Below are 14,440 nucleotides of genomic sequence, written 5' to 3' on the forward strand. Positions count from 1 at the left end.
CGGCGCAAAGGGTGGGACACCGCCCGCGATCACATTACGGCGAAACCTGCAGCCAACCCGTCGGGCAGAACTGGATCTCGGGGAAAAATCCCATCGGGTTCTGGCAGTACAGATAGAGGGGCACCTCGCCCACGAAACCCACCGCATTCACGGCGACGGGAAAAGGCACGCCGACGAACACGGCACTGTGCCGGACGAAAAATGGATGCCGCGCGGGAAAGCCGGCGAATCCATGGAATGGGTGGAATCCGGGGCCTCCATGGAAGCCTCCGGCGTGTCCCTGGAAGCCTCCGCCGTGAGCGCCTCCCTGCGCTCCGTTGAAGGCAAAGCTGGCGGTAGGGCCGCCGGCCGCTGCGGCGATCAAGAAGACCAAGGCCAGTAGTTTCTTCATGCAGAACTCCAGCAGTTGGGAAGGGGTCTGTTGGACTTCGGGTTCCCCAGCGAAGTTCGCCATTCGGAACGCCGGCAGGCGTGCTCGCGTCAATCGTCGTTGCGAAATGTGTCGGCCGCGATGCGCAGCGCGCGCACGCTGCCCGGCCCTGTGTGGGCCATCGGGTCCGTCAACTGCGCGCAGCTGAACAGCGGCGCCGGGAGCTGCCAGCGGAAAACTAGACGGTGCGTGCCGGGATGATCACCAGCGTCACGGTGATCGCGCCGCCGATGCGGGTCGCGATCTGCGCGAAGCGTGATGGAGAACCCTGCGATGCGCCAAGGGATATCCGGCACGACGATGGCCAGACCCTTTGTCGTGCAAGCGCCGATCGTGCTTTCGCTCAAGCCGCCGGGGTCGGCTCCTACAGCCGTGCACGGTGGATTGCAGAGAATGGTTTCACCAATCACTGAAAAGGTGGACACCATGAAGACACGTCTCTGGATCTCGGCCCTCGCCTCGACTTTCGTCCTGACCCTGGCCGGCTGTGCCGCAGGACCCAACCAGCAGCTCGGCGCGGCGGGCGGTGCCGTCGGCGGCGCCATCATCGGCAATGCGATCGGCAAGAACACCGCAGCCACCGTGGGCGGCGCGGCCATCGGCGGCCTGATCGGCAACGAGGTGGGCCGCAATGCCGACCAGCGCAACTACTACAACAACAACGGCTATTCGCCCAACAATAGTTACTATCCGAACAACGGCCCGCGCTACTGAACGCGCCGCCGGCAGATTCTCCAAGCTGGGCGCGCTTTCGAGCGCGCCTTTTTTTGCGCCTCAGATGCCGCAGGCGATCATTCGGCGCGAGCGAATTCCTGCGGGAGCGCTCAGGCGCGTGGCGGCTTCAACGCGCCGACGAGGGCGCGCCGCGCGCGCGCCATGCGCCGAAGATCGCGATCAGCCCCGGAATGAAGATCAACGCCCAGATGATCTTGTCCAGGTGCTCGCGCACCAGCGGCAGGTTGCCGAAGAAATAGCCCGCGATGCAGATGCCCACCACCCACAACAGCCCGCCAGCGATGTTGAACAGGCTGAACTTCGAGCGGCTCATGTCGGCCACGCCCGCGACAAAGGGCGCGAAGGTGCGGATGAAGGGCATGAAGCGCGCCAGCACGATGGTGATGCCGCCATAGCGCTCGTAGAACGCATGCGCCTGGTCGAAGGCGCGGCGGTTGAAAAAGCGCGAACTCTCCCACTGGAAGACCTTGGGCCCGAAGTAGCGGCCGATGCTGAAGTTGCACTGGTCGCCGGCGATCGCGGCCACGATGAGGATCGGCACCGCGATGCCGAAACTCATCAGCCCGGCGCCGCACAGCGCGCCGACGATGAACAGCAGCGAGTCGCCCGGCAGGAAGGGCATCACCACCAGCCCGGTCTCGACGAAGACGATCAGGAACAGCAGCGCGTAGACCCAGACGCCATAGGCAATGACGAAGGCTTCGAGGTGTTTGTCGACATGCAGGATGAAGTCGACGAGAAAGTGGATGATGTCCATGGCAGGGATTATCCCTGCCGCGCCTGACTCATCCCGGCAGGTACTTGGCCATCTCGCGTTCGATGCCCTTCGGATCCTGCGCCATCGCGGCATTGATCCAGGCCGCCATGTCACCCAGGTAGATCTCCTCGTCGCCGCGCTCCAGCCCCGCGAGCACCGCCTTCGCGACCTCTGCCGGCGAGGACTTGGGGCCGGCGAAATCGCGGCTCATGTCGGTATCGACCGGACCCGTCATCACGGCCACCACCAGCGTGCCGCGCGCGGCGAGCTCGGCGCGCACGCCCTCGGTCAGGCGCAGGCCCGCGGCCTTGGACGCGCACAGCGAGCCCATGGCCGGCAGCGTCACCTTGGCCAGGATCGACAGCACGTTGACGATCGCGCCCTTGCCCGTGAGCTGCGGCGCGAAGGCGCGACACATCGCGAGCGTGCCGAGGTAGTTGGTGGCGACCTCGGCCTGTGCGTGCTCGAGCGAATCGGCCGCGAGCAGCCCCTTGCTGCGGTTGATGCCGGCGTTGTTGACCAGCAGATTGACGTCGGTGCAGCGCGCCTTGGCGGCCGCGATCTGGTCGGCGCGCGTGATGTCGAGCGTGAGCGTCTCGACCCGGCCCGGATGGGCCTTGGCGAGATCGGCGAGCGCGCCGACCTCACGCGCCGACGCATACACCTTGGGCGCGCCGGCGGCCAGCAGCTGCTGCACGAGTTCGCGGCCGAGGCCGCGGTTGGCGCCGGTGACAAGGGCGATGGCGTTCTGGATCTTCATGGTGTCTTCGTGCGATGCATGTCTGTCGAATTCCGCGTGGATCGACGGGCCGTGGCAAGCGGCTTCCACGTCCTCGAAAACTACTTTACGCTTTAACCATCCGAGCGCAAAGTTCTGGCAGCCCGGTGCGCAGGCGATCATCCAACCCATCTCCGGAGATACCCCCATGGCAGGTCAATACATCGACATGAAGGCCGGCGACGGCAGTGGCACTTTTCGCGGCTACCTCGCCTTGCCGAGCGCAGGCAGCGGACCGGGCCTGGTGCTGGCGCAAGAGATCTTCGGCATCAACAAGACCATGCGCGACGTGGCCGACTACTACGCCGAGGAAGGCTACGTGGTGCTGGTGCCCGACATCTTCTGGCGCCAGGAGCCCAACGTCGAACTCGGCTACAGCGAAGCCGATTGGCAGCGCGCCTTCGGCTTCTTCCAGGGCTTCGACGAGGCCAAGGGCATGGAGGACATCCAGACCGCGATCACCACGCTGCGCGGCCGCACCGAGGTCAACGGCAAGGTCGGCGTGCTCGGCTTCTGCCTCGGCGGCAAGCTGGCCTATCTCGCGGCCTGCCGCACCGATGCCGATGTCTCGGTGGGCTACTACGGCGTAGGCATCGATGCCGCGCTCGGCGAAGCCGACAAGATCACGAAGCCGCTGGTGCTGCACATCGCCGAGCTCGACAAGTTCTGCCCGCCCGAGGCACGCGACAAGATCGTGAAGACGCTGCAGGGCCACGCCCACGTCACGCTCCACGTCTACCCCGGCATGGATCACGCCTTCGCGCGCGTCGGCGGCGAGCACTATCACAAGCCCTCGGCGCTGATGGCGCACGAGCGCAGCATCGGTGCGCTCAAGGCCGCAATGGGTCCGCACTACGACCTCTCGGCGCTGTGGGACAAGCACTGCGAGTACGAGTTCGGCACCCGCAACGTCGACGACACCATGAGCACCATGGTCGCCGAGCCCTACGTGAACCACATCCCGACCATGACCGGCGGCGTCGGCTACAAGGCGCTGCATCGCTTCTACACGAACCACTTCGTCAACAGCAATCCGCCCGACACCGCGCTGACGCCGATCTCGCGCACCGTCGGCGCCACGCAGGTGGTCGACGAGATGCTGTTCAGCTTCACCCACACCACGGAGATCCCGTGGATGCTGCCGGGTGTCAAGCCGACCGGCAAGAAGGTCGAGGTGCCCTTGCTGGCCGTCATCAAGTTCCGCGGCGACAAGCTCTACCACGAGCACATCTACTGGGATCAGGCCAGCGTGCTGGTGCAGGTGGGCTTGCTCGATGCGAAGCTTCTGCCAGTGGCTGGGGTGGAGCAGGGGTGCAAGTTGCTGGACGAGACGCTGCCGTCGAATGGCTTGATGCCGGAGTGGGCGGCGTCGGCGAAGGGATGAACCCTTTCTCGCTCGCTCCTAGAATGCCCCGGTGAGCGCCCTTCCCTCCCTTTCATCCGCGGCCGACCGCCGCCCCATCCGCGACCTGCCCGACGAACTGATCAGCCAGATCGCCGCCGGCGAGGTCGTCGAGCGGCCCGCGTCGGTGGTGCGCGAACTGCTCGACAACGCACTCGATGCCGGCGCGCGCCAGATCACGGTGCGCCTGTCGGCCGGCGGCGTGCGGCTGATCTCGGTGGAAGACGACGGCGCCGGCTTGCCGCGCGACGAATTGCCGCTCGCGCTGCGCCGCCATGCGACCAGCAAGATCGCGAGCCTCGGCGATCTCGAGACCGTCGGCACGATGGGCTTTCGCGGCGAGGCGCTGGCTGCCATCAATGCCATCGCCGAGCTCAGCCTGCTGTCGCGCTTCGAGGGCGCCGATTCGGCCTTCGCGCTCGACGGCCGCACCGGCGAGTTGCGGCCAGTGGCACGCGCGATCGGCACCACGGTCGAGGTGCGCGAGCTCTTCTTCGCGACACCCGCACGGCGCAAGTTCCTGAAGACCGATGCCACCGAACTCGCGCATTGCATCGAGGCTGTGCGCCGCCATGCACTCGCACGGCCCGATGTCGGCTTCGCGATCTGGCACGAAGGCCGGCTCGTCGAGCAATGGCGCGCGGCCGGTGAGCGCGACCGGCGCCTGGCCGATGCGCTGGGCGACGACTTCGTGGCGCAGAGCGTCGCGGTCGACCACGACAGCGGCCCGGTGCGCGTGAGCGGCCGTGCCGGCATTCCCGATGCGGCACGCGCGCGCGGCGACCAGCAGTTCTTCTACGTCAACGGCCGTTTCGTGCGCGACAAGGTGCTGGCCCATGCCGTGCGCAGCGCCTACGAGGACGTGCTGCACGGCCAGCGCCAGCCGGTCTATGCGCTGTACCTGCAGATCGATCCGGCGCGGGTCGATGTCAACGTGCATCCGACCAAGATCGAGGTGCGCTTTCGCGATGGGCGCGAGGTGCACCAGGCGGTGCGCCATGCGATCGAGAATGCACTGGCCGCGCCGCGTGCCGGCGACGCCGCCACCACGCCGCCCGCGCCGTTCTTCAAGCCGCGAGAGCCCGCGTCGATGCCGGCATGGACGCAGCCTTCGATGCATTTCGCGGCCGAACGCGGCCTGGGCGATGCCGCGGCGATGTGGCCCGTCGACCGCCGCGAGACACCCGTGGCACCGGCGCCGGTCACGCCTGCGACCACTGGCACGGTCACGCACGTGCAAGCGTCCGGCAACGCGCTCGCGACACCCGCATCGCATGCGACTGACGAAGCCGACGCATGGCCGCTCGGCCGCGCACTGGCCCAGCTGCAAGGCATCTACATCCTGGCCGAGAACAGCCAGGGCATGGTGATCGTCGACATGCATGCCGCGCACGAGCGCATCGTCTATGAGCGTCTGAAGACACAGCTCGACGGCGCCGCGATCGGCAGCCAGCCGCTCCTGATCCCGGCCACCTTCGCCGCCACGCCGCAGGAAGTCGCGACGGCCGAAGCCTGCGCCGCGGTGCTGCCTTCGCTCGGCCTGGAGATCACGCCCTTCTCGCCGCGCACGCTGGCGGTGCGCGCCGTGCCCAGCACGCTGGCCGATGGCGATCCGGTCGAGCTCGCGCGCAGCGTGCTGGCCGAGCTCGCGAACCACGATGCGAGCACGGTGGTGCAGCGCGCCCAGAACGAACTGCTGTCGACCATGGCCTGCCACGGCGCGGTGCGCGCCAACCGCAAGCTGACCATCGACGAGATGAACGCGCTGCTGCGCCAGATGGAAGCCACCGAGCGCTCGGATCAATGCAACCATGGCCGGCCGACCTGGCGCCAGGTGTCGCTGCGCGAGCTCGACGCACTGTTCATGCGCGGCCGCTGAGGCGCGGGGCGCGCGCCAGGGCCCGCCAAATTCCGCACGCTCGGGCCGTCCGCCGCGAAAAGCGAGGGTTTTCAGGGGTCATCGACCGTCCGGGCATGCACGTTGCATGTCGTCACGAGTTGAACTTTTGGATAGCCTCCCTGTCTCTCAGCGATCGTCATGAAGTCCTGGTCCCTCTTCGCCTCTGCCATCACGCTGGTCACCCTGCTGGCCGGCGGTTGCGCGAGCCTCGACGAGCACCAGCGCGAGTGGATCTTCCAGCCCAGCGACCGCAGCTGGGGCAATTCGAAGGCCATGGCCGAAGGCATGCAGGACGAGTGGATCGATTTCAAGTCCTCTCTCACCGGCGAGCCCGTGCGCCTGCATGGCCTCTGGCTCGGCGACAAGCCCGAATCCGCGGACACGCCGGTGCTGCTGTTCCTGCACGGCGCCAAATACAACGTGGCCGGCTCCGCGCCGCGCATGCGCCGCATGCATGAGCTCGGTTTCTCGGTGCTGGCCATCGACTACCGCGGCTTCGGCAAGAGCACCAAGACCCTGCCTTCGGAAGATTCGGCGCGCGAGGATGCGCTCGCCGCCTGGACCTGGCTGGCGGCGCGCCATCCGCAACAGCGGCGTTACATCTTCGGCCATTCGCTCGGCGGCGCCATCGGCATCGACCTCGCCTCGCGCGTCAACGACGAAAGCGGCACCATCGTCGAGAGCACCTTCACCTCGATCGCCGACGTGGTGAGCAGCTTCAAGTGGGGCTGGCTGCCCTTCCGCCCCTTCATCACGCAGCGTTTCGACGCCATCGACAAGGTGAAGGACATCGGCGCGCCGCTGCTGGTGGTGCATGGCACTGCCGACGCCCTCATCAATCCCACGCTCGGGCGCAAGCTCTACGACGCGGCCACGGTGCCCAAGATGTTCGTGCTGGTGCAGGGCGGCTCGCACTACGACGCCAACTCGATCGGCCAGGCGCAGTACCGCGCGGCGCTGTCGCAGCTGTTCCGCATGAAGGAGCCGCCCGACGCGACGGCCGCCAGCGAACCGCCTGCCGCGTCCTCGCTGCCCGCGCCCAGCCGCACCGCGGCCCGACCGTCCGCGCCGCAACCCATCTGAGCAACGACGGAGCGGAACGCGCCACGGGCTTTGTTACCCTTGGGCGCATGCCGCCTCATCGTCCCATCGGCCCTCGCGCCGAACACGGCACCCCCCTTCGCTACGTGGCGCTGGCCGGCCCCACTGCCTCCGGCAAGACCGCGGCCGCCCTGGCGATCGCGCGCACGCGGCCGGTCGAGATCGTCAGCGTCGATTCGGCGCTGGTCTATCGCGGCATGGACATCGGCACTGCCAAGCCGACTCCGGCCGAGCGCGCCGAAGTGCCGCACCACCTGATCGACATCCGCGATCCGCGCGATGCCTACAGCGCGGCCGCGTTCGTGCAGGACGCGACGCGCCTGATCCGCGAGATCAACGCGCGCGGCAAGCTGCCGCTGCTGGTCGGCGGCACGATGCTCTACTTCAAGGTGCTGGCCGACGGCATCGACGCCATGCCGGCGGCCGATCCCGCCGTGCGCCGGCAGCTCGAGGCCGAAGCCGCGGCGCTCGGCTGGCCGGCGATGCATGCGCGGCTCGCGCAGGTCGATGCGGCCAGCGCCGCACGGCTGGCGCCCAACGACAGCCAGCGCATCCAGCGTGCGCTCGAGGTCTGGCATGCAAGCGGCCGGCCGCTGTCGAGTTTTCATGCGGACACCGGCGCGACCGGCACGCCCGCCGCGGCGCTTCTGTCGCTCGAGCCGACCGAGCGCGCATGGCTGCACGCGCGCATCGAGGCGCGTTTCGACACCATGCTCGCGGACGGCCTGGTGGCCGAGGTCCAGCGCCTGCGCGCGCGCGGCGACCTGTCGCCGGACCTGCCCTCGATGCGCTGCGTCGGCTATCGGCAGACCTGGGAAGCGCTCGATGGCGCATGGCCCATCGCCGAACTGCGCGAGCGCGGCATGGCCGCCACACGTCAGTTGGCCAAGCGGCAGATCACCTGGCTGCGCAACATGCCGCAACGGCGCGTGATCGCCGCCGAGGCACCGGACGCGATCGCGCGCGCCGTGCAGCAGGTGGGCGAGATCACATGAGCGCGGCACGGGGCCTTCGATGAGCCTGCGCATCGCCGACCTCGCCAAGCACTACGGCGACGTGCCCGTGTTCGAGCACGTGTCGATCGAGGTCGCCGCGGGCGAGTTCATCGCCATCGTCGGCGAATCTGGCGTCGGCAAGTCGACGCTGCTCAACTGCATGGCCGGCCTCGACAGCTGGGATGCGGGCCATGTCGTGCACGACGGCACCGACATCGGCGCGCTCGATGCCGAGGCGCGTGCGCTGTGGCGACGCAGGCATGTGGGCTTCGTGTTCCAGGCCTTCCACGTGCTGCCGCATCTGGACGTGGCGCAGAACGTCGCGCTGCCGCTGATGCTGCTCGGGCAGAGCGGCGCGGCCTGCGATGCCCGCGTCGCGCAGATGCTCGAAGCGACCGGACTCGGCGGCCTCGGCACGCGGCTGCCGCAGCAGTTGAGCGGCGGCCAGTTGCAGCGGGTCGCGATCGCGCGTGCGCTGGCGCACCGGCCCGCGCTGCTGCTGGCCGACGAGCCGACCGGCAACCTCGATCCGGGTACCGCGGCGCGCGTGATGGACGTGCTGCTGGCGCAGACGCGCGAACACGGCGCCTCGCTGGTGCTGGTCACCCATTCGGAGGCAGCGGCCGCGCGCGCGGACCGCGTGCTGCACCTGAGCGCCGAGGGCATCCGCGCCTGACTGCATTCAATCGACGGCCGCTCCCGTGAATTGCGGCGCCTGCAGTACGGCCAGTTCCTCGGCCGCGAGCGAAAGAAAATTCTGGCCCAGCTGCGACAACGGCCGGTTGACGTTGCTGACGCTGTAGATCGCGAAGCTCGGCGCGCCCGGCACCTCCATCAGGGCCAGTTCCTCCGACCGATGGGCGCGCGCCGACAGGTCATCGACGAACGCGATCCCGGCACCTGTCGCTGCCATCGCGCAGGCCGCATAGCCCGAGCGCACTTCGACGCCGACCTGGGGCGCGATGCCGTGCTGATCCAGCCAGTGGTCGATGAGGCGGCTCTGCGGCGCCTCCGGGCTGTAGACCACCAGCCGCTGCCGCAGCGCCGCGGCCAGATCAAGGGGCTGTGACGCCGCCAGCGGATGCTGCTTCGGCATTGCGCACAGCACGCGCCAGCGGCCGATCTCGCGCACGTCGAGCACCGGATGGTCCAGTGGTGCGCTGGAGATGGCCACGTCGGCCTCCTCGGCCACCAGCAACTTGACGATCTCGCGCGTCGGCAAGGTTTCGAAGAAGACCTTCGATTGTGCGAAGCGTTCGAGCAGCCGGGCCGTGGTGCGCGGCACCAGCTGCAGCGCGGCATTCGCGCTGGCCAGCACGCGCAGCGTGGCATGGTCGCCAAAGCGCAGATGCGCCGCGACGTCCTGCACGTGGTGCATGCCGCGGTAGACCTTCTCGACCTCGGCATGCAGCGTATGCGCCTCGGGCGTGGCGACCAGACGACCGTTGCGCCGCTCGAACAGCGCCACGCCGAGCTGAAGTTCGAAATGCCGGATGAGCCGGCTCACGCCGGGCTGCGAGACATGCAGCAGGCGGGCCGCGTTGGTGGTCGAGCCGGTGGTCATCACTGCGCGGAAGACCTCGATCTGGCGCAGGTTCATGGCGGTGTCTCCAAAGCAGGAAGGCCAGGGATAACCCGAGGCAAGAACATCATGTTATTCGCACGGGCGCGATTGGTATTGGATGGATGGCTTGCATCTTCCTAGCATCCGGGACCATGAGACACATCGCACACCGACTGATCCGCGGACTCGTCGCCGCCACCGCCCTGCTCGCCTTTGCCGCGGCGCAGGCGCAGACCTATCCGGCCAAGCCCGTGTCGCTGGTCGTCGGCTTCGCGCCCGGCGGCTCCGGCGACATCCTCGCGCGGCTGGTCGCGCAGAAGCTCGCGGTCGCGCTCGACCAGCCGGTGATCGTCGACAACCGGCCCGGTGCCGGCGCCACCATCGCGACCTCGCTGGTCGCTGCCGCGCCCGCGGACGGCTACACGCTGCTGTTCGTGACCAGCGGCTTCCCCGGCAGCACGGCGCTCTATCCGAAGCTGCGCTACGACACGGTGAAGAGCTTCGCGCCGGTGGCCAAGGTCGGCGCTTCGCCGGTCGTCGTGGTGGTGCCCGCGGCCTCGCCGTTTCGCAGCCTGGGCGACGTGATCGACGCGGCCCGCAAGGCGCCCGGCAAGCTCAACTACGCAGCGGGCGGCGGCGGTGCGACCACCACCAGCCTGGCCGCCGAGTTCCTGAAGAGCGACGCGAAGATCGACATGCAGATGGTCCCTTACAAGGGCTCCGGTCCCGCGTTGACGGCACTGCTGGGCGGCGAGGTCGACCTCGGCTTCGACATTCCGTCGAGCGCGCTGCCGCAGATCGAGTCGGGCAAGCTGCGTGCGCTCGCCGTGACGACGAAGAAGCGATCGCCGGTGCTGCCTGCCGTACCGACTGTGGCGGAACTCGCGGTGCCGGACTTCGAGGTGACCGGATGGTTCGGCATCCTCGCGCCGGCGGGCACGCCCGCATCGGTCGTCGCGCGATTGAACAAGGACGTGAATGCGGTGCTCGCCCAGCCCGAGGTCAGGGAACGGCTCGCCAGGCTCGGCGTCGAGCCGGGCGGCGGCAGTCCGGCCGATTTCGGCCGGCTGATCGACAGCGAGACGAAGCGCTATGGCGATGCGATCCGGCGCCTTGGCCTGAAGCCGGAATAAGGGCCACTGCGTGACAGCGCATGGCTCCGCCATGGCCGCAGAGCTGGCGGCCGACATGGTCGTGATCGGCGGCGGCCTCGGCGGCGTCTCCGCCACGCTGGCGGCTGCGCGGCTGGGCCGCACGGTGATCCTGGTCGAAGCGCTCGACTGGCTCGGCGGCCAGCTCACCGCGCAGGCCGTGCCGCCCGACGAGTACCCGTGGATCGAATCCGTGAGTGCGTCGCAAAGCTATGCCGACTTGCGGCGCGGCATCCGCGATCACTACCGCAGGCATCTTCCGCTCACCGAATCGGCGCGTGCCAATCCGCGCCTGAACCCCGGCCAAGGCAACGTGAGCACGCTGTGCCATGAGCCCTGGGTCGCGGTGAAGGTGATCGACGAACTGCTCGCGCCGCACGTGGCTGCGGGCCGCGTCACCGTGCTGCGCGCGCATCGTCTGCTCGACGCACAAGCGGACGGCGACCGGCTGCGCGCCGTGCGCGTGCATGACCTGGAATCGGACCGCATGCGCGTGCTCAGCGCACCGATGTTCATCGACGCGACCGAGATCGGCGACCTGCTCGAGATGGCGAAGGTCGAACACGTCTTCGGCGCCGAATCGCAGGCCCAGACGCAGGAGCTGCATGCGCTGGCCGAGGCCGATCCCTTCGACCAGCAGGCGATCACCTGGTGCCTGGCCTGCGACTACCTGCCCGGCGAAGACCACACGATCGACAAGCCTGCCGACTACGAACGCTTGCGCACGCTGCAGCTCGCCTGCTGGCCCGGCCCGCAGTTCAGCTGGACGCTGAGCGACTTCGTCACGCACCAGCCGCGCGAGCGGCCGCTGTTCGTCGGCGACACCGATGCCGAATCGCTCTACGATCTCTGGCACGCGCGGCGCATTGCGTGGCGCAAGAACTTCGAGCCCGGCCGCTATGCCAGCGACATCACGCTGGCCAACTGGCCGCAGATGGACTATTGGGAGAAGCCGGTCGTCGGCGTTCCGCCCGCGGCGCAGGCCGAGGCGCTCGAACAGGCGCGGCAGTTCAGCCTGGCCTTCTTCCACTGGATGCAGACCGAGGCGCCGCGCCACGATGGCGGCCAGGGCTACCCAGGCTTGCGCCTGCGCGGCGACGTGCTCGGCACGGGCGATGGCCTCGCCAAGCAGGCCTACTACCGCGAAGGCCGCCGCATCCAGGCCGAGTTCACCGTGCTGGAGCAGCACATCGGCGTGAAGGCCCGCCCGAACCGTGACGGCGCCGAGCGCTTCTTCGACAGCGTGGGCATCGGCGCCTATCGCATCGACCTGCATCCGAGCACGCGCGGGCGCAACACGGTCGACATCGATGCGTTCCCGTTCCAGATCCCGCTCGGCGCGCTGCTGCCGGTGCGCGTCGACAACCTGCTGCCTGCCTGCAAGAACCTGGGCACGACGCGCATCACGAACGGTGCCTATCGCGAGCATGCAACGGAGTGGAGCATCGGAGAAGCCAGCGGCAGTCTGGCGGCGTTCGCGCTGGCACGCGGGCAGCCGCCGCGCGCCGTGCGTGCCGACGCCGCATTGCTCGCGGACTTCCAGCGCGTGCTGGAAAAACAGGGCGTGCTGCTGGCCTGGCCGCACTTCGGCGCGCTGACGCCGACGCAGCGCGTGGGCTACCGGCACGCGATCGGCGATCGCCGTTAGAAGATCGCCGGCGCCGGGCTTCGTCGCCCACCGCCGGATTGCCGCTGCACGGCCCGGCCGATATACTGGCCCGCATCGGAGATGGCATTCCTCCGTGAACCGCCCACTCGGGCTGATGATGCCTACCCAGGTCCGGGCGGACCGGCGTAGGCATTGCTGCAGCGCACATCGCGCGCCTTTGCCACACCGGTCGTTCCGGCCCCTCGACAAAGGAACGACATGAGCGGCTTTTCCATGATCGCGGTCTTCGGCGGCGCCGGCCTGGGCGCATTGCTGCGCTGGTGGCTCGGCGGATGGCTCAACCCGATCTTTCCGACCATTCCGCTGGGCACGCTGGCCGCCAACCTGATCGGTGGTCTGCTCGTCGGCATCGCCAGCGCCTTCTTCACGCACAACGCCGGCCTCGCGCCCGAATGGCGGCTCCTGATCATCACGGGCTTCATGGGTGGACTGACGACCTTCTCCACCTTCTCGGTCGAGGTCGTCACACTGATCGGACGCCAGGAGCACTGGTGGGCATTGGGTGCGGCGAGCGTGCATCTCTTCGGCTCGCTGATCCTCACCGGCATCGGCATCCTGATCGCCAATGCGCTCTTCGTCAGGACCTGATCCCATCGAATCGACCGCGCCGAAGGAGGCCGCCATGCAAGGCATCTATCTCAAGTTCTACGTCCAGGAAAGCCGCCGCCACCACGGCATCCTCGCCTATGAATGGCTGCTCGAGGAAGCCAGGAAGTTCGGCATCCATGGCGGTTCGGCCTTTCGCGCCATCGCCGGCTACGGCCGCCATGGCAGGCTGCACGAGGAGCATTTCTTCGAGCTCGCGGGCGATCTGTCGGTGGAGGTCGGTTTCGCGCTGAGCGAGCAGGAGGCGCAAGCCTTTCTCGCCCATCTGGACAGCGAGAAGCTCAAGCTCTTCTACATCAGGGTGCCGCTGGAGATGGGGGTCGTCGGCGGCGAGCCAAGCTGATCGATCAGGGGCAATATTCATACTTGGTCGTGGATGCCATCGGAGGCGCAGTGGCGCGGTGGTGCGTGCCGAAAGCCTGCGAGAAAAACTGGAAAGGAGTCGCGCCATGTTCAACCATATTCTTCTGGCGTACGACGCAACCGAGGCCTCGGATCTGGCCTTCGAGCGCGCATTGGCGCTGGCACAGGAAGCCCACGCGCCTCTGCACGTCGTGGCAGTCGCATGGTCTGCGGAGGTGGAGACACACGCTTCGCTCGACCTGGCCCGCGCGCGATGCTGGGAGTCCCTGCAGCTGCTGCGCCGCAGGGGTGCCGACGCGCAGGTTCCTGTCGATGTGGAGGTCCTCGAGGGCGACTGCTCCACACAGATCGTCGCGGCCGCGGACCGGCTCGGCGCCGACTTGCTCGTCATCGGCCACCGCAGACGCTCTCTGCTGAGCCGGCTGGCCGAGGCGTCGGTCGCCAAGCGCGTGATCGATCACGCGCATTGCAGCGTGATGGTCGCGTGCTGAAGCGCGCACGGCACGGCGCGCGATTCCCATCGGCAAGCTGCCCCGGGTTGCGCTGACGCCATGAAAAACGGGCCCCAAGGGCCCGTTCGTTTCTGCTGCCGAGGCTTGCTTACAGCGCAGCCTGACGCGTCAGCGAAACCTTCGGCTTGTAGTAGGCCGCCGGCACCTGGTCGCGGTAGAACGCGCGGCGGTCGAGGCTTTGCAGCGGGTTGTGCGCGGTCGCCACGGCCTGGGCACGCACCGTCGCGCGGTCGGCGCTCGAAGCGACGGCCACGACGCCCGAGTTGGCGCCTTCGGCATAGGGATTGGCGCTGTGCGCTGCAACGACCGCTTCGGCCGCGACATCGGCACGATTGGCCGACGAGGTCAGCGCATGCACGCCCTCATAGGTTTCTGCATGAGCACCGGCAACGGCCAGCACGGAGAACGCAGCAGCGGCGAGGATCTTCGAGGTCTTCATTTCAGTTCCTTCACAAGGGTTGATCGGTGAGATGAAGT

The 14,440-nt window shown here is 68.1% G+C and carries 17 protein-coding genes and 1 riboswitch; of the genes, 11 read left to right on the plus strand and 6 right to left on the minus strand.

Annotated features, from left to right (window positions below):
• Positions 1 to 34: 34 nt before the first annotated feature.
• Both E5P2_RS15950 and E5P2_RS15955 read right to left on the minus strand, forming a co-directional pair.
• On the minus strand, positions 35 to 391 hold the full coding sequence (locus E5P2_RS15950; protein WP_162568108.1) for a hypothetical protein: 357 nt from the start codon (positions 389 to 391) through the stop codon (positions 35 to 37).
• Between the two features lie 89 nt (positions 392 to 480).
• Positions 481 to 858 carry a hypothetical protein gene (locus E5P2_RS15955; protein WP_162568109.1) on the minus strand — a complete coding sequence of 126 codons (378 nt, stop codon included), beginning with the start codon at positions 856 to 858 and terminating at the stop codon, positions 481 to 483.
• Between E5P2_RS15955 and E5P2_RS15960 the strand changes: the two genes are divergently transcribed.
• Entirely contained in the window at positions 857 to 1,144 is a 288-nt protein-coding gene (locus tag E5P2_RS15960; RefSeq protein WP_162568110.1) for a glycine zipper domain-containing protein, read from the plus strand. The genes E5P2_RS15955 and E5P2_RS15960 overlap by 2 nt on opposite strands.
• A 127-nt stretch (positions 1,145 to 1,271) precedes the next feature.
• Here the strand turns inward: E5P2_RS15960 and E5P2_RS15965 are convergent, their stop codons facing one another.
• Both E5P2_RS15965 and E5P2_RS15970 read right to left on the minus strand, forming a co-directional pair.
• Positions 1,272 to 1,922 (minus strand): DedA family protein, encoded by a 651-nt coding sequence (locus E5P2_RS15965; RefSeq protein WP_162568111.1) that lies wholly within the window; start codon positions 1,920 to 1,922, stop codon positions 1,272 to 1,274.
• A 28-nt stretch (positions 1,923 to 1,950) separates the two neighbouring features.
• Positions 1,951 to 2,682, minus strand: coding sequence for an SDR family oxidoreductase (locus E5P2_RS15970; RefSeq protein WP_162568112.1), 732 nt, complete (start codon positions 2,680 to 2,682; stop codon positions 1,951 to 1,953).
• Positions 2,683 to 2,848: 166 nt separating this feature from the next.
• Between E5P2_RS15970 and E5P2_RS15975 the strand changes: the two genes are divergently transcribed.
• The 5 genes from E5P2_RS15975 to E5P2_RS15995 all read left to right on the plus strand — a co-directional run bounded on the left by E5P2_RS15975 (position 2,849) and on the right by E5P2_RS15995 (position 8,774).
• A complete protein-coding gene (locus E5P2_RS15975; protein WP_162568113.1) occupies positions 2,849 to 4,084 on the plus strand; it encodes a dienelactone hydrolase family protein in 1,236 nt (411 codons plus the stop codon).
• Between the two features lie 31 nt (positions 4,085 to 4,115).
• Entirely contained in the window at positions 4,116 to 5,981 is a 1,866-nt protein-coding gene (mutL, locus tag E5P2_RS15980) for a DNA mismatch repair endonuclease MutL (RefSeq protein WP_162568114.1), read from the plus strand.
• A 159-nt stretch (positions 5,982 to 6,140) separates the two neighbouring features.
• Entirely contained in the window at positions 6,141 to 7,085 is a 945-nt protein-coding gene (locus E5P2_RS15985) for an alpha/beta hydrolase (protein ID WP_162568115.1), read from the plus strand.
• Between the two features lie 47 nt (positions 7,086 to 7,132).
• Positions 7,133 to 8,098: a tRNA (adenosine(37)-N6)-dimethylallyltransferase MiaA gene (gene miaA / locus E5P2_RS15990; RefSeq protein WP_162568116.1), complete on the plus strand. Its 966-nt coding sequence runs from the start codon at positions 7,133 to 7,135 to the stop codon at positions 8,096 to 8,098.
• Between the two features lie 19 nt (positions 8,099 to 8,117).
• Entirely contained in the window at positions 8,118 to 8,774 is a 657-nt protein-coding gene (locus E5P2_RS15995; RefSeq protein ID WP_162568117.1) for an ABC transporter ATP-binding protein, read from the plus strand.
• 6 nt (positions 8,775 to 8,780) lie between these two features.
• On the opposite strand, the gene E5P2_RS16000 is transcribed toward E5P2_RS15995, so the two are convergent.
• Positions 8,781 to 9,698 carry a LysR family transcriptional regulator gene (locus E5P2_RS16000; RefSeq protein WP_162568118.1) on the minus strand — a complete coding sequence of 306 codons (918 nt, stop codon included), beginning with the start codon at positions 9,696 to 9,698 and terminating at the stop codon, positions 8,781 to 8,783.
• A 116-nt stretch (positions 9,699 to 9,814) separates the two neighbouring features.
• Between E5P2_RS16000 and E5P2_RS16005 the strand changes: the two genes are divergently transcribed.
• From E5P2_RS16005 to E5P2_RS16025, 5 genes are all read left to right on the plus strand, one after another.
• Positions 9,815 to 10,795, plus strand: a complete 981-nt coding sequence (locus tag E5P2_RS16005) for a tripartite tricarboxylate transporter substrate binding protein (protein WP_162568119.1) — start codon at positions 9,815 to 9,817, stop codon at positions 10,793 to 10,795.
• 31 nt (positions 10,796 to 10,826) lie between these two features.
• The gene (locus tag E5P2_RS16010) at positions 10,827 to 12,461 is read left to right on the plus strand and encodes an FAD-dependent oxidoreductase (RefSeq protein WP_162568120.1); all 1,635 of its coding nucleotides are present in this window, start codon (positions 10,827 to 10,829) and stop codon (positions 12,459 to 12,461) included.
• Positions 12,462 to 12,529: 68 nt separating this feature from the next.
• A riboswitch (Fluoride riboswitch) is annotated at positions 12,530 to 12,593 on the plus strand.
• Positions 12,594 to 12,680: 87 nt separating this feature from the next.
• Positions 12,681 to 13,070 carry a fluoride efflux transporter CrcB gene (crcB, locus tag E5P2_RS16015; RefSeq protein ID WP_162568121.1) on the plus strand — a complete coding sequence of 130 codons (390 nt, stop codon included), beginning with the start codon at positions 12,681 to 12,683 and terminating at the stop codon, positions 13,068 to 13,070.
• A gap of 34 nt (positions 13,071 to 13,104) precedes the next feature.
• A complete protein-coding gene (locus E5P2_RS16020; RefSeq protein WP_162568122.1) occupies positions 13,105 to 13,431 on the plus strand; it encodes a DUF190 domain-containing protein in 327 nt (108 codons plus the stop codon).
• A 106-nt stretch (positions 13,432 to 13,537) separates the two neighbouring features.
• Positions 13,538 to 13,942, plus strand: coding sequence for a universal stress protein (locus tag E5P2_RS16025; RefSeq protein WP_162568123.1), 405 nt, complete (start codon positions 13,538 to 13,540; stop codon positions 13,940 to 13,942).
• 109 nt (positions 13,943 to 14,051) lie between these two features.
• Here the strand turns inward: E5P2_RS16025 and E5P2_RS16030 are convergent, their stop codons facing one another.
• A complete protein-coding gene (locus E5P2_RS16030; RefSeq protein WP_162568124.1) occupies positions 14,052 to 14,402 on the minus strand; it encodes an alpha/beta hydrolase in 351 nt (116 codons plus the stop codon).
• Positions 14,403 to 14,440: the final 38 nt, after the last annotated feature.

The organism is Variovorax sp. SRS16, assembly GCF_901827165.1.
Classification (GTDB): Bacteria; Pseudomonadota; Gammaproteobacteria; order Burkholderiales; family Burkholderiaceae_C; genus Variovorax.

Excerpts from the sequence above, each read along its gene's own strand:
- E5P2_RS15955 (WP_162568109.1), bottom strand. The coding sequence starts at position 858 with ATGGTGTCCACCTTTTCAGTGATTGGTGAAACCATTCTCTGCAATCCA.
- E5P2_RS15965 (WP_162568111.1), bottom strand. The coding sequence starts at position 1,922 with ATGGACATCATCCACTTTCTCGTCGACTTCATCCTGCATGTCGACAAA.
- miaA (WP_162568116.1), top strand. The coding sequence starts at position 7,133 with ATGCCGCCTCATCGTCCCATCGGCCCTCGCGCCGAACACGGCACCCCC.
- E5P2_RS16010 (WP_162568120.1), top strand. The coding sequence starts at position 10,827 with ATGGCCGCAGAGCTGGCGGCCGACATGGTCGTGATCGGCGGCGGCCTC.
- E5P2_RS15950 (WP_162568108.1), bottom strand. The coding sequence starts at position 391 with ATGAAGAAACTACTGGCCTTGGTCTTCTTGATCGCCGCAGCGGCCGGC.
- E5P2_RS16005 (WP_162568119.1), top strand. The coding sequence starts at position 9,815 with ATGAGACACATCGCACACCGACTGATCCGCGGACTCGTCGCCGCCACC.
- E5P2_RS15995 (WP_162568117.1), top strand. The coding sequence starts at position 8,118 with ATGAGCCTGCGCATCGCCGACCTCGCCAAGCACTACGGCGACGTGCCC.
- E5P2_RS15975 (WP_162568113.1), top strand. The coding sequence starts at position 2,849 with ATGGCAGGTCAATACATCGACATGAAGGCCGGCGACGGCAGTGGCACT.
- E5P2_RS15970 (WP_162568112.1), bottom strand. The coding sequence starts at position 2,682 with ATGAAGATCCAGAACGCCATCGCCCTTGTCACCGGCGCCAACCGCGGC.
- E5P2_RS15960 (WP_162568110.1), top strand. The coding sequence starts at position 857 with ATGAAGACACGTCTCTGGATCTCGGCCCTCGCCTCGACTTTCGTCCTG.
- E5P2_RS15985 (WP_162568115.1), top strand. The coding sequence starts at position 6,141 with ATGAAGTCCTGGTCCCTCTTCGCCTCTGCCATCACGCTGGTCACCCTG.
- E5P2_RS16000 (WP_162568118.1), bottom strand. The coding sequence starts at position 9,698 with ATGAACCTGCGCCAGATCGAGGTCTTCCGCGCAGTGATGACCACCGGC.
- E5P2_RS16025 (WP_162568123.1), top strand. The coding sequence starts at position 13,538 with ATGTTCAACCATATTCTTCTGGCGTACGACGCAACCGAGGCCTCGGAT.
- crcB (WP_162568121.1), top strand. The coding sequence starts at position 12,681 with ATGAGCGGCTTTTCCATGATCGCGGTCTTCGGCGGCGCCGGCCTGGGC.
- E5P2_RS16020 (WP_162568122.1), top strand. The coding sequence starts at position 13,105 with ATGCAAGGCATCTATCTCAAGTTCTACGTCCAGGAAAGCCGCCGCCAC.
- E5P2_RS16030 (WP_162568124.1), bottom strand. The coding sequence starts at position 14,402 with ATGAAGACCTCGAAGATCCTCGCCGCTGCTGCGTTCTCCGTGCTGGCC.